At 34.9% G+C, this 13,541-nt stretch carries 16 protein-coding genes; 6 read left to right on the top strand and 10 right to left on the bottom strand.

All coding sequences use genetic code 11. From position 1 onward, the window contains the following. The first annotated feature begins 204 nt into the window (after window positions 1-204). Complete coding sequence (locus MHI39_RS02330) at window positions 205-1,614, top strand: FMN-binding glutamate synthase family protein (protein ID WP_071975521.1); 1,410 nt, start codon at window positions 205-207, stop codon at window positions 1,612-1,614. Window positions 1,615-1,634: 20 nt separating this feature from the next. Here the strand turns inward: MHI39_RS02330 and MHI39_RS02325 are convergent, their stop codons facing one another. The 4 genes from MHI39_RS02325 to MHI39_RS02310 form a co-directional block, all read right to left on the bottom strand. After that, window positions 1,635-2,528: a D-alanyl-D-alanine carboxypeptidase family protein gene (locus MHI39_RS02325; protein WP_071975522.1), complete on the bottom strand. Its 894-nt coding sequence runs from the start codon at window positions 2,526-2,528 to the stop codon at window positions 1,635-1,637. 237 nt (window positions 2,529-2,765) lie between these two features. Next, window positions 2,766-3,881 (bottom strand): HAMP domain-containing sensor histidine kinase, encoded by a 1,116-nt coding sequence (locus MHI39_RS02320; protein WP_058003990.1) that lies wholly within the window; start codon window positions 3,879-3,881, stop codon window positions 2,766-2,768. Further along, window positions 3,871-4,560 carry a response regulator transcription factor gene (locus MHI39_RS02315; protein ID WP_058004144.1) on the bottom strand — a complete coding sequence of 230 codons (690 nt, stop codon included), beginning with the start codon at window positions 4,558-4,560 and terminating at the stop codon, window positions 3,871-3,873. The genes MHI39_RS02320 and MHI39_RS02315 overlap by 11 nt, the downstream gene beginning before the upstream one ends. Before the next feature lie 354 nt (window positions 4,561-4,914). Next, window positions 4,915-6,093, bottom strand: coding sequence for a nucleoside transporter C-terminal domain-containing protein (locus MHI39_RS02310; protein WP_058003989.1), 1,179 nt, complete (start codon window positions 6,091-6,093; stop codon window positions 4,915-4,917). Window positions 6,094-6,535: 442 nt separating this feature from the next. On the opposite strand from MHI39_RS02310, the gene MHI39_RS02305 reads away from it, so the two are divergent. After that, complete coding sequence (locus MHI39_RS02305) at window positions 6,536-6,745, top strand: hypothetical protein (RefSeq protein WP_058003988.1); 210 nt, start codon at window positions 6,536-6,538, stop codon at window positions 6,743-6,745. A gap of 217 nt (window positions 6,746-6,962) precedes the next feature. Here MHI39_RS02305 and MHI39_RS02300 read toward each other — a convergent pair whose 3' ends face one another. After that, window positions 6,963-7,451 carry a DinB family protein gene (locus MHI39_RS02300; protein WP_342540620.1) on the bottom strand — a complete coding sequence of 163 codons (489 nt, stop codon included), beginning with the start codon at window positions 7,449-7,451 and terminating at the stop codon, window positions 6,963-6,965. 168 nt (window positions 7,452-7,619) lie between these two features. Here MHI39_RS02300 and MHI39_RS02295 point away from each other — a divergent pair, with 168 nt between their 5' ends. After that, a complete protein-coding gene (locus tag MHI39_RS02295) occupies window positions 7,620-8,297 on the top strand; it encodes a helix-turn-helix domain-containing protein (RefSeq protein WP_058006963.1) in 678 nt (225 codons plus the stop codon). 32 nt (window positions 8,298-8,329) lie between these two features. Further along, complete coding sequence (locus MHI39_RS02290) at window positions 8,330-9,184, top strand: IS3 family transposase (protein ID WP_139254916.1); 855 nt, start codon at window positions 8,330-8,332, stop codon at window positions 9,182-9,184. A 57-nt stretch (window positions 9,185-9,241) separates the two neighbouring features. Here MHI39_RS02290 and MHI39_RS02285 read toward each other — a convergent pair whose 3' ends face one another. The 3 genes from MHI39_RS02285 to MHI39_RS02275 form a co-directional block, all read right to left on the bottom strand. Next, window positions 9,242-9,838, bottom strand: a complete 597-nt coding sequence (locus MHI39_RS02285; protein ID WP_342540619.1) for a DedA family protein — start codon at window positions 9,836-9,838, stop codon at window positions 9,242-9,244. A gap of 215 nt (window positions 9,839-10,053) precedes the next feature. After that, a complete protein-coding gene (locus tag MHI39_RS02280; protein WP_342541411.1) occupies window positions 10,054-10,464 on the bottom strand; it encodes a YkvA family protein in 411 nt (136 codons plus the stop codon). A gap of 55 nt (window positions 10,465-10,519) precedes the next feature. Next, window positions 10,520-11,416 (bottom strand): LysR family transcriptional regulator, encoded by an 897-nt coding sequence (locus tag MHI39_RS02275; protein WP_058006873.1) that lies wholly within the window; start codon window positions 11,414-11,416, stop codon window positions 10,520-10,522. Between the two features lie 121 nt (window positions 11,417-11,537). Between MHI39_RS02275 and MHI39_RS02270 the strand changes: the two genes are divergently transcribed. Beyond that, entirely contained in the window at window positions 11,538-11,942 is a 405-nt protein-coding gene (locus MHI39_RS02270) for a CidA/LrgA family holin-like protein (protein WP_058006872.1), read from the top strand. Next, on the top strand, window positions 11,908-12,588 hold the full coding sequence (locus MHI39_RS02265) for an LrgB family protein (protein ID WP_058006871.1): 681 nt from the start codon (window positions 11,908-11,910) through the stop codon (window positions 12,586-12,588). Before MHI39_RS02270 ends, MHI39_RS02265 begins: the two co-directional genes overlap by 35 nt. A gap of 70 nt (window positions 12,589-12,658) precedes the next feature. Here the strand turns inward: MHI39_RS02265 and MHI39_RS02260 are convergent, their stop codons facing one another. Next, complete coding sequence (locus MHI39_RS02260; protein WP_342540618.1) at window positions 12,659-13,078, bottom strand: NUDIX hydrolase; 420 nt, start codon at window positions 13,076-13,078, stop codon at window positions 12,659-12,661. Next, window positions 13,075-13,524 carry a DinB family protein gene (locus MHI39_RS02255; protein WP_342540617.1) on the bottom strand — a complete coding sequence of 150 codons (450 nt, stop codon included), beginning with the start codon at window positions 13,522-13,524 and terminating at the stop codon, window positions 13,075-13,077. Before MHI39_RS02255 ends, MHI39_RS02260 begins: the two co-directional genes overlap by 4 nt. Between the last annotated feature and the right edge of the window lie 17 nt (window positions 13,525-13,541).

The following is a 13,541-nucleotide window of genomic DNA, read 5'->3' as shown; positions in this document are numbered from 1 at the left end:
GTCTTCTTAAGTAGCTTGCTTACATTACGAATCAAACTTGTCCCTCCAATAACCAGGTCGATCTCCATCATAGTTAGGATTCTTCTTTCCTTCCAATTTATTCACCAAAATCCTTTAATTAGTTAATTTACAACTATAATTTTCATTTCTTAGTAAATAATAAAAAGTGCTTATACTTATTCTTTAGAACTAGGAGAAGAAGATATGCCAAACCTACTATCTCTTTTGGCAGATGGAATGATCTTATTAACCGTTATCGTTCTTATAATTCTGCTCCTTTTTTGGCGCTGGATAATGAGACGTCTAGTTAAAAAGATTGGAAAGATCATTTTAACTGATAGTTATCAAGAAAATCTTATGGAACTGCTACCTGGTTTCAAGCATATGGGGATTCAAAATGTTCTAGAAAATAGCCTTCGTGCTGAAACTGGAGATGTTTTACATCGACCGCTAGGTTCCTCAAAAAAATGGCCTCATTTCGATCCGATTACATTTATCCCAGCACAGACATTGCCATTCCCCATCGATGGACAGGAAGAGGTGGACGTAACAGTTACAATTGGACCTAAAGCAGAAAAACCTCTTAAGCTTAAAATCCCTCTTATTATTAGTGGAATGGCCTATGGAATCGCCTTAAGTGAAGAGGTTAGAATCGCGCTAGCTAGAGCAGCGAAAAATACAGGTACAGCCATTAATTCCGGTGAAGGAGGTATTTTACCAGAGGAATTGGACGCTGCAGGTAAATACATATTGCAATTCTCTAAAACTGAATGGTCAAAAGAAGAAAATTTGATTAAGCGTGCAGACATGATTGAAATTAAATTAGGACAAGGGGCTCTAGTCGGTATGGGAGGAAAAATCTCTCCTAAAAACCTCACAGGTCGAGCTCGTAACATTATGGGGCTCAAAGAAAATGAGGATGCTGTAATTTATGAACATTTTTTTCAAAATCAAACTCTAGAAAATCTAAAGGAACTGATTGAGGAACTGAAAAATATTTCCGGAGGTGTTCCGATTGGAGCTAAAATAGGGGCAGGGGGGAAAATAGAAGAAGATATTGACCATTTAATTGAACTAGGTGTTGATTATATTGCCATAGATGGTGGTCAAGCAGCAACACACGGTGCCCCTCCGATTTTATCTGATGACTTTGGTATCCCAACCCTACATGCGGTTGTTAGAGCTGCGAATCATTTTGAAAAAAAGCAAATAAAGGGACAAGTTAGCTTAATTGTATCTGGAGGACTCTTCGTACCAGGGCATTTTCTAAAAGTGTTAGCACTCGGCGCAGATGCGGTATATATTGGATCAGCTATGTTATTTACTGTTTCACATAGCCAATCAACGAAACCACTTCCATTTGAACCTCCTACTCAAGTCGTTTGGAATCAAGGGAAATATAAAAATCAATTTGATCTTGAAGAAGGGGCAGCATCTGCAGAAAAATTTCTAACAGCAAGTGTAGAAGAAATGAAAATGGCTCTACGAGCAATGGGAAAGCATTCATTAAAAGATCTTTCTAAAAAGGATCTAGTGTCCTATGAAGAGTTGACTGCACGGATGATTGGTATACCATTTTCATTTGAACCATGGGTTGATAGCGAAACAAAATAAAGGATAGAGGAGAAGTTCCCTCACTTACTTGCATACTTCTCCTCAAAACCATACTCTAGCATAGCCGTTGAATCACTCCAAACATCCGAATTGGTTGAATGTAAAACAACCGCAATAAGATTTTTCCCATTTCTTGAAGCAGATGAAACTAAACAATATCCTGCCTGATCAGTGAAACCTGTTTTAATGCCATTAGCTCCTTGGTAATAATTTTGACTACCTCGATTCACTAGTTCGTTACGATTGTAATAAGTATGGTTAGCATCCTTATACATCTCCTCACTAACTATTTCACGGAATTCAGAATTCCTTCTAGCCTCTCTTGCAATAAGGGCTAAATCCTTAGCTGTTGAATAGTGATTAGGGTTATGAAGTCCATGAGGATTAACAAAATGTGAATGTTTCGCTCCTAGCCTATTTGCTTCCTGATTCATTAGTTGTGCAAAATAATCTAAAGCCTCTTTTGATGACATTTGTGGATTATTACTCTCTTTTTTGGCAACATATACTGCTACACTTCTTGCAGCATCATTCCCGGAAGGTAGGAGCATTGCTCTCAATAATACTTTTAGAGAAAGACTTTGGCCAGGTTTTAGTCCAGCAGAGCTTTCATCTGGTTCCCTTAATGTTACTTCATCTCCTATATGGACAGTATCATTTATATTTCCTTTATTCAAAGCAATTAAAGCGGTTAGTATTTTTGTGGTACTTGCTGGGAATAAACGTTCATTTGCATTTTTTGCATAAAGGATCTCACCACTATTTTCATCCATCAAGACTCCCGCTTCCCCATTAATTAATTGTTCGCTTGATGATACGGATATTTCCTTTATGCGATCTTTAATACCATCGGAATACTTATATAAAATACCGGTTAAAAATAAGACGAAACATAATAAAATAAACTTCTTCACTTATTGCTCTCCCCTTAAATTCTTCTAACTGAAAATCATTTCCTGTTCATGCCATTATGAGAAATGTGTCTTTTCAATCTACCCTATTTTGTTTAAGTGCATTGTAATAATTTCTTAAAAGTTTCTTAAGAATGAAGATAAGGTAGATTATTCCTGAATTTATCTTTGCCTTTTTTTACTAATTACAGACATATTCGCTTCCATCTTTTGCGTAATAGAAGAATAAAAAAAAATCACCTACTCAATATAGGCGATTTGATCTAAAGGTAAAGTAATTTTAAAATTCGTTTCGATTTCATTACTTGTTACTTCAATTTTCCCATCATGAAGATCGACGATGCTTTTAGCAATCGCAAGACCTAAGCCAGTTCCTCCTGTATCTAGTGAGCGAGATTTCTCTACACGATAGAAACGGTTAAAGATGTATGGAAGATCAACCGAAGGAATCGGATTTCCGTAATTAATCACTTCAACCACGGCAAAATTGTCTATTTTTTTCGCTCTTATTATGATTTTCTTACCATTTTCTCCATACTTCATCGCGTTAGATATTAGATTATCGAACACCCTCACTAATTTATCAGGATCAGCCTTAATCATCATATTTTCATCCTTAGTAACTAATGCTACTTCCAATCCAACTTCCTCAAGAAGCGGAATAAATTGAGAGGTGATCTGTGACAATAGTTGAATAAGATCTATTTCCGTTTTATTTAGACGTAAGGCACCGAAATTCACCCTAGTATATTCAAATAAATCACTGACCATCTTTTCAAGGTTCATTGCTTTCTCATAAGCAATATTTACATAATAACGAAGCTCTACTTCATCCTTATACCTATCCTCTTCAATTAAACGCAAATAGCCCATAATTGATGTAAGAGGGGTCCGTAAATCATGAGAGACATTAGTGATTAACTCGTTCTTGGCCTGAACAGCCCTACGTTCTTCCTGGATCGATTGATGTAATTGTTCAGAAATCCGATTGATATTTCCTGCCATCTCTCCAAGCTCATTATTCGAATACACAGGGACTTGGAAATCAAACTCCCCTTCAGAAATTTTCTTAGTCCCAAGTAATACCTTATAAAAGTCCTTCCCCCAAGCTCTGCTAAGTAAGAGGACAAATAAGAAAAATAGAAGGAAAAAGATAATAACCGTTATATAAAAATATCCATACTTTTGGTCAAAACGATATAAACTATATAAAAATCGATAAGGAATCACAGACATGTTTTTCAAAATATATAAAATAAAAAAAAGGATTGCCTCTGTAATAACTGATAACAATAAACTGCTTAAAATCAGAAGCATGATCTTTCCCTGTATTTGATTGACAAATCTATTCCTCAATCTTATACCCCACTCCCCATACTGTTTTAATCAGTTTATATCCTAATTCTTTTTCAAGCTTGTCCCTTAAATGACTAATATGAACCATGACTGTATTATTTGATGCAAAGTATTTTTCCACCCATACCCTTTCAAATATCTCCTCCGTACTAAACACTCGACCACGATGACTCGCAAGTAAATATAAAATATCAAATTCCTTTGCTGTTAAAGTTATCGGGAAGCCATTATTTAATACTTGATGGGACGCACGATTGATTTCAAGTGAATTTATTTTAATGATTTCACTTTCTGTCGATTGTGTCTCCAATTTATATTGATAAGAGCGTCTAAGCAGGGATTTCACTCTAGCCATTAATTCCAATGGATTAAAAGGTTTGATCATATAGTCGTCTGCTCCCGTCATTAACCCAAGAACTTTATCCATATCCTCACCTTTTGCACTTAGCATAATAATAGGAACTTGATTTTTTTCCCTAATCGTACGACATAATTCTATTCCATCCATTTCAGGCATCATAATATCCAGTATCATCAAATCTACCTGTTGATTCGTAATGATCTGTAAAGCTTCAACACCATTATATGCCTTTAACACTTGAAACCCATCATTTTGCAAATAGATGGTGATTAAATTGACAATTTCTCGTTCATCATCTACAACCAATATATTTTTCATATGAATCTCCATTCATTAATGATATTGATCATTCGTTAGAAAATACTCCTCTATAAGAAAGTCTACCAATGAATGAGGAAGAACGAAAGTCTGAATTTATTAGGAGAATAAAAAAGGCTCATTTGTAAAATTTCTAATACAAATGAGACTTTTAAATTATGGATGTTTTCGTAAAGTTTATTGCTTTTGTAAAAGCCCAACTGCCGGCTTTTACTCCCAATAAAGGATTCTAGCGGTACTTAATGGAGATTGCAGCTCTTTCTCAGTAAATTGATACTTGTAGCGATCCTCAGTCGATATTTAATAGTTATAACTTTACTTAAATAGCAACAATGTTTGAGAAAAGAGCCTAAATTATAAAACAAAACTGACTATTATCGCAGATAAGATACTAACTAAAGTAGCACCATACAATAATTTTAATCCGAATCTGGCAACTGTATTTCCTTGCTTCTCGCTAAGCCCTTTCACTGCTCCAGCTATAATGCCAATAGATGAGAAGTTTGCAAATGATACAAGGAACACTGAAATGATCCCAATAGATCTTGGGCTAAAGCTTGACTGGATTTTGGTTAAATCAATCATGGCAACAAATTCATTGGTCACAAGCTTTGTAGCCATAATTCCTCCTGCTTTAATCGCTTCCGACCATGGGATTCCCATAATAAAGGCAACTGGAGAAAAAATGTATCCAAGGATATCCTGAAATGAAATGCCAAAGATCAAGTCAAACACACTATTAATAGCTGCCATTAAAGCAACAAACCCAATTAACATAGCACCAACAATAATGGCTACTTTAAACCCATCGAGAATATATTCTCCTAACATTTCAAAGAAGCTTTGTTTTTCTTCCTGAATCTCCAATATATCTTCCTTATCTTCTACCTTATATGGATTAATGATAGAAGCAATAATGAATCCACCAAATAAATTGATAACAAGTGCCGTAACTACATATTTTGGTTCAATCATTGTCATATATGCCCCTACAATAGACATTGACACGGTCGACATAGCTGATGCGCATAATGTATAAAGGCGGTGTGCAGGCAGATGATCTAATTGTTTTTTCACTGTTATAAATACTTCAGACTGTCCTACCATAGCAGACGCAACAGCATTATATGATTCTAATTTACCCATACCATTTATTTTGCTTAATAATAATCCAATTCCCTTCATGATTAAAGGGAGAATTCTTAAATATTGGAATATCCCTATTAGAACAGAAATAAAAACAATTGGAAGTAATACTGTTAAGAAAAAGGGGGCTTCTCCCTTATTCGCTAATCCACCAAATACAAAAGAAATCCCTTCTCCTGCGTATTCTAATAGCTTTGTAAATATTTCTGCAATTGCTTTAATTAATATTAATCCAAATTTTGTATTTAATAATAATGCGGCTAATGCAATTTGAATCACAATCATTAAAATGATCGGTTTATAATGAACCTTTTTACGATTATTACTCGCTATAAGTGCTAGTCCCAAAACAACCAGCAAACCGATGATAGAAATGATATACTTCATCTTTTTTCCTCCATTCTGATGTATTTCTCACCTTGCGTACAACATACAATGGCGGAATGAAGACCCCCTTCCATCCTTCCCCATTAAATATTTTATTAATATAATAAATGCAAGTGATGTTACATACATATTCTAATTTTTTCAAGTTTAACGCATGATGAAATTCTTTATCGACTTTAAAAATAACACCAGTGAATTAAACTCCTTTCAAATTAAAACATAAAAGTTTCCGATTCACAATGGAAAGGGTTGCATTCAGAAATATTGCACTATACTCTCTATTCCAATATATTTTCACCCAATATTTTATAGTATTTGTAAAAGTATGAGGAACATGTCACTTTTTATTAATAATCTTAATAATGTCTTAAAAAAATCTTCATTGTAATTTAAACATTAACCTTTATCATTAGCTTAAAGAGAAAGCTTAGGAGGGATTTACATGGAGCAAACCAAAGAAATACAACCAATAACAGCAGAAGTGTTGAATGGTGCAAATGTAGAAAAAACATTAGCGAAGTATTTTGGGCTTTCCGTCACAAAGTTAGAAGTACAGTCCATAAAAAAGGCACTCCAGAAAAGGGATAAAATGAAGATTGCTCATTCCATTGAAGACTTACTCCATAAACGTTGGAAATTCTCTCAACAATAAATTAAATGACATGTCACCTTATCTATAGTTCACATCTCTTTTTAATAGGTCTTTTTTTCTCAAACATTTCAGCTATTTAAAAACAGCCTATGAATAAGTAAACATAGTAATCAGCGTACATCATTATTGAAATCATGCTAAGAATAAAATGGTCCCCCCATTTTATATAAAAAGAGGGTTGTCTATTAATAAATAGTCAACCCTCTTAATGTTTAGCCTAATATAAATCAAACATATTTACCTCTTTATTTAATTCCTTCAAATAGTTAAATAGCTGCCCGCGGTGGTGAAAGGCATGTGTAGTTATTTCAATCAACCATTTTGCTTGCGTATGTCCTTCCATATCAGGAGTAAAATAAAACGGCTTAGTCACCTTACCAACGAATTCTTCTTCTGACATCGATTCATAATAATTTTTAAGTTCATTAAAGCCTGTTTCCATCACTGTTCCCAGCTCATGTACATCATTAGAATATAATTTCTTTTCCAATTCTCGAATCTCTTCCTCACTTTTTTCTTGTCCAATTGCAAGATCTATGAAAGGAATCTGCACTAAATGATTGGCTAGTTCCAATAAGCTCCGCATTTTATCATTCGGTTGAAAGGAAAAATCCTCCTCTGTAATTTTCTTCAACAGCTCCTTAGTTGTCCGTACAGCTACGTATAATTCCGAAAATAAAAGATCCCTTATTTGGCTTGTACTCATCTTTAATCCACTCCTTTAAATGTTATGCTTATACTATGAATTCTGTATCTTCTTTAAAAAGTCCTTTTAGCAAACATAAAAAAGGCCAATCTAGATAGACTGATATGCTCCCCTTAAAGTGGACAGATGAAAAAACAAAAATCTGTCGTTACTCTAGGGGGATTTTTTATGTCAAAAAGAAGTAAATATTCTACCGAGGAGAAATATCAAATTTTAATGAAATACATAGAGGGGGAAATGAGCCCCAGCAGTTTGATAAAAGAATATAAAATATCTAAATCCACACTCCATAGCTGGAAAGATAAATATGAATTATATGGTATTGATGGTTTAAAGGAATCACGCAGATGGAAACAATACTCGGATGAAATAAGATTAAGGGCAATTCAAGACTATATATCTGGTGATTATTCCATGTTGGAAATATGTAGAAGGCATAAAGTGAGCCGTGGCGCCCTCAGGGGTTGGATAAAGAACTATAATAATCATAAGGAAACGAGACAAACAAGTCAGGGGGAATCCCTTATGATTCATTCTAGAAAATTGTCTTTCCAGGAGAAAGTGGAGGCAGTTCATTTTTGTATAAAGAATGGCCATGACTATTCAGCTGTCATGAAGAAATTCCAAATTAGCTACCAGCAAATATACAGTTGGACAAAAAAATATGAAGCAGATGGACCAGAGTCCCTACGGGATCACCGTGGAAGAAAGAAACCTCAAGAAGAAATGTCAGAACAAGAGAAATTAAGGATAAAGATTAAGGAATTAGAAGCAAAAAATTATCGATTGGAAGCTGAAAATGCTTTTTTAAAAAAGTTGGAGGAAATCGAAAGAAGGCGGTACTAAGCAAGGTTCGGAATGAAGTCGCTTATTGTGCAATACGGGAATTAAATGAAAGAATGAATTACCCTATTCAGCTCCTTTGTACAATAAGTCATACCAATCGGTCTTCATACTATAAATGGGTCAATCGAAAGGAAACGGATCAGGAACGCGAAAATCGCGGATTACTTAAAGAAATTAAAGCGATTTATCAAAAGGTGGATGGAATATACGGTTATCGACGTATTACCATGAATCTCAATCGGAAAATGAATAAGCATTATAACACAAAACGAATTCATCGTTTAATGCGATTAGTTGGCCTACAATCAAAGATACGACGGAAAAAGAAATGGGATCATCGCCCATCTGATAATAACGTGGAAGAGAATATCTTGAACCGAGAATTTACGGCAGTACACCCAAATGTAAAATGGGTAACTGATATAACAGAATTAAAATATGGGAATGGTCAAAAGGCCTATCTAAGCGCTATTTTAGACCTGTATGACAATTCTATCGTATCCTTTGTATTGGGACATCGAAATGATAATAATTTAGTCTTTAAAACCATCAAAGGTGCCTTAACGAAGAATCCTTTACATGATGAGCAACGTTTAATTCATAGTGACCGTGGCTTTCAATATACATCAAATGGATTTAAAAGGATAATCGAAAAAAACCATCTTATCCACAGTATGTCTAGAGTAGGAAAATGTATTGATAATGGATGCATGGAATCATTCTGGGGGACTTTGAAAGTAGAAAGATATTATCTTCATCATTATCAATCCTTTGAGGAGCTTCAAAAGGATATCAAAGATTATATAAAGTTTTATAATCAAGACCGTTTACAAGCCAAATTTAATGGCCTTAGCCCGATAGAATATCGAACTAAGGCCATTGCCTAATTTTATTTTTTTATACTGTCTACTTGACAGGGTGCAGTTCAAACGGCCCAAATATGCTTATTTATTTTTTTGTTTTTTTATCCACTTATATATGAAATATAACATGATTAGCCCAATTGCAATGATCATTGCTGGTTGAATATACGGCTTTGCAAATTCATCCACATGTTTCCAATTCGAAGCCAGTTTATCACCTAAATAGACGAATAAAATGGACCAAGGAATGATTGCTAGCGTTGTATATATAGTAAATTTTTTCAGAGACATTTTCGTAATACCTGCTGGAATCGAAATAGCATGCCTCACAACAGGTATAAATCTCGCAGTAAAGATTACTCCTGATCCATACTTATTGAACCAATCTTCGGCTATATCAATGTGCCTTTCATGAATAAAAATATATTTACCATATTTTTTCAAGAAAGGTCTACCACCATATGCTCCAATCCAATAAATAAAAAGTTGTGCGATCGTTCCACCGATTACACCAGCTATAATGGCTCCGACAAAGTTGATATGTCCTTGTGAAACGAGATATCCAGCATAAGCCAACACGATTTCGCTTGGAATAATCTCAATCATGAGACCTAGAGCGACCCCAAAATAACCAAGGTCAGTTAAAAAATTTAAGATTGATTGAATAAACTCTCCCATTTTTTCCTCCATATATGACCAAGAAACCTAGATTGCCTCTTATACGAACAAGACTAAAGACAGTATACCGTATAAACAGATCATCTGGCTTTTATTTTTTAATCATTGCTAAAATTGTTAAAGAAAACAGGAAATGGATAGTGATAATTCTTTCGCAAAAAACAACGGTTAAATTAGTGGCAATGCTTTAATGACAAGCACCCGTATACTAGAAATTAGTTAATTAATTTTTCATCAATGGATGAAGTATCAATATCTTCTCCAAACCAAGTAGATAATTTGTTTTTGGCTTTATCCTTAATATCTTGGTCAATATGAGTGGCGACTTGTAAAATAGCTGCTCCAAGTGCACCTAAATCATCTACATAACCTACTCCTGTAATAAAATCTGGAATTAAATCTATAGGTAAAATAAAATAACCAAGCGCTCCAATAATCATTGCTTTAGTTTTTACAGGCACACTTGGCTTTTGTAAAGTGTAGTACAGTAAAAGTACGGCATATACTACTATGCCACCTGCTTTTTTTCCAACACTTTTCAGCTTGTCCCAAAGCTTTTTATTCGAATAATGCTTTTTTGCTCTTTCCATTCTTGTTTTTAATTCTTCTGTATTTATTGGCTCCATTTCATTTGCCATTTTCTTAAATTCCCTCCTATATGCCTACCTTTACACTTCTATTTTATTGACTCTTCTCTCTCATCATAAACATTTGTGTAAAACGAATCCACTCTCTTGCTGCAAATGACAAATATCGATCCTTTCTCCATATAATTCCTAAATGCCAAGGAATCACTGGATCAATCAGCGGAATACGTGAGACCCTGTCATGGCCAATTTGTTTACAAATCGTTTCAGGAAGAAGCGCCACCCCATTATTAGCGGCAACCATTTCACTAATGAAATCCCATTGTGAACTCTCATAAATAATATTTGGATGGAATCCTTTCCGCACGCATTCCATTATAATTCGATCATGTAGGGCAAAATTTTTAGCAAATAAAATAAATGGTTCAGCCTCTAAATCAACGAGCTGGAGTTGTTTTCTTTTACTAAGTGGATGGGAAGGATGAGTAACAACCATTAACTTCTCATTTACAAATGAAAAAGTATGAAACTGATCTTCATTTATCGGTAAAACAACGGCTCCTAGATCTAGTGTACCATTGCCAACATCTCTTTCAATTTTTTTAGCCCCATCTTCAACAAGCTGTACAGTTATATTCGGATATTGTTGGTGAAAGGCTTGTATTACCTTAGGGAAGAAGCGTGACCCCACCATTGGAGGTAAACCAATATGAATGATTCCTGTTTTTAACTGCATTAAATCATCTAATTCCGATCGCAAGTTTTGAAAGGATTTAATAATATTTTGCGCTTGAACGAGAATTTTTTCACCAGCATCTGTCAGCTTTGCATGCTTACCCGTTCGATCAAATAGAATGACACCAAGTTCATCCTCAAGATTTTTCACCATTTTACTTATCGATGGTTGTGACACATATAGCTTTTGAGCAGCTTTCGTAAAATTTCCTTCTGTAGCCACAGCTACAAAGTAATTTAAATGTTGAATGTCCACTTTTGGTACACCTCTTATAACTTTTGAGAATGACTATTATTCTATATATTCATTTTACCTATAGCATTACCCGATGTACACTTTATTAGAGGGAAATTTTTTCACTAGAAGGGTGTACAATATGAAAAAAATATTTATTGGTTGTCTTCAAATAATGATCCTTTGTATCTTTACTTATATACTAGGAGAAGTCTCAGAATGGCTTCATCTCAACATTCCAGGTAGTATTTTGGGATTAGTTATATTATTTATTTTATTACAAACGAAAGTCGTAAAGCTAAAGTGGATTGAAGTTGGAGGAAATTGGTTAGTTGCTGAGTTGCTCCTTTTCTTCGTTCCTTCAGCTGTTGGAATCATTCAATATAAACATCTATTAATGGATAATGGACTTAAAATAATAGCAGTTATCGTTATTAGTTCCGCTATTGTGATGATTTGTTCAGGATTGTTAGCTGAAAAAATGGCCAAACAAAAGGAGGGGAAAATAAAAAATGCTGATCCTACTATTCTTAATTCTCACCGCTAGTATTTATTGGGGAGCGAAATGGTGGTATACAAAAAAGAAGAAAGTATATTTCTCTCCGCTATTGCTGGCACCCATATTAATCATATTTGTCCTAGCACTTTTTCATATTAGTTATGATTCTTATAATTCCGGAGCAAAGTGGCTAACTAAGTTACTGCAGCCGGCGACAGTTGCCTTAGCCATTCCACTTTATCGTTATTATCCTATTTTAAAAAAATATTTACGTGAAATTTTATTTAGTGTGTTACTTGGTTGTATGATGTCTATTCTTGCTTCATTTAGTATTTCATGGCTTGTACAGTTAAATAAAACATTGGTTACAAGTATTATCCCCTATTCGATCACCACTCCTATTGCAATGGGAGTTTCATCTAAAATAGGAGGAGTTCCTACCATCACTGCAGTGTTTGTAATTATGACAGGAATTATCGGCATGATCCTTGGACCTTGGATTATTCGTATCTTTGGCTTTAAGAGTGAAATTGCAAGAGGCGTATTACTTGGTACAAGCTCACACGGAGCAGGAACCTCGAAGGCACTGGAGCTTAGCAGTGCAACAGGGGCCGTTTCTAGCGTTTGCATGGTATTAGCAGCGATTACATCATTCTGTATTTCTCCTTGGATTTATATGCATATCTTGCATTAATATTTATCTGAAAAAGGGCTAACTATTAGCCCTTTTTCAATTTCGAAAAAACAATAACTAGTAGAAGTGATTATTTTTTTAGTAGATCAACATTCTCCATTTGGTGTAAAAGAAAATCCTGATCCTCAGGAAAGGCTAATTCTATTTCCTTCAAGGCATCTTTCGCCACCCATGCGATTTCATGAATTAATTGATCAGGATCCTGGATTACTGCCTTCCCTCCTACAATCCTTATAGAAAAGTAATGTACCTCAATGTTATAACCGTCCAATTCTGTATGCTTAACAAATAATTTATCTATAATTTCTGCTTCATATCCCGTTTCTTCATATACCTCTCTCTTACAGCACTCCTCCAGTGTTTCCCCCCTCTCCTGTCCTCCTGAAGGCACAGACCATTTTTTCTCTTCCTCAGGTTTTCCCTGGAGTACCATTAATAATTCCCCTTGTGCATTGACACAAACACCTGCTGAACCTACCCAATTCTTCATTTCCCTAACTCCTTTAGTTGTTTTAAATGGTGGAGATCATGCTCATATTCCCCTTTCATATAGGACTCCAGATTGTGCTGATTTCCATTAATAATGAAACTTTTCGATAAATCTAGTTGGCGCAAGTTCTCCACAAGTCTTGTTCTCTGCTTAATGGCTCCATCAATAATTTCGTATAAACTGATCCCAGAGTGAGCATAGCTTTCAGCATCTTTATTCATTTCCTCTACATCCTCTGCAGTGATTCCGGCTAAACTCCCCCCCTCAATCATGCTTGGCAAACGTTCTTCATAAAAGAAACGATCCCAAAACATAATGTGAGTAATTATTGCTGCTATTGACCATTTCCCCTCACTAATCGGCTGAAAAAATTCCTCATGGGTTCCCTCTTTTATTTTCTCTAAATAATCTTTCCACTGTGTTAACTGATCGACAATAGGATTCACTCTTATCTCTCTCCTGT

Origin of the sequence: Heyndrickxia sp. FSL K6-6286 (assembly GCF_038630395.1) — a bacterium.
Lineage (GTDB): Bacteria > Bacillota > Bacilli > Bacillales > Bacillaceae_C > Heyndrickxia > Heyndrickxia oleronia.
Note: the sequence above shows the minus strand (reverse complement) of the source record. Positions and strands in the feature narration are given on the sequence as shown.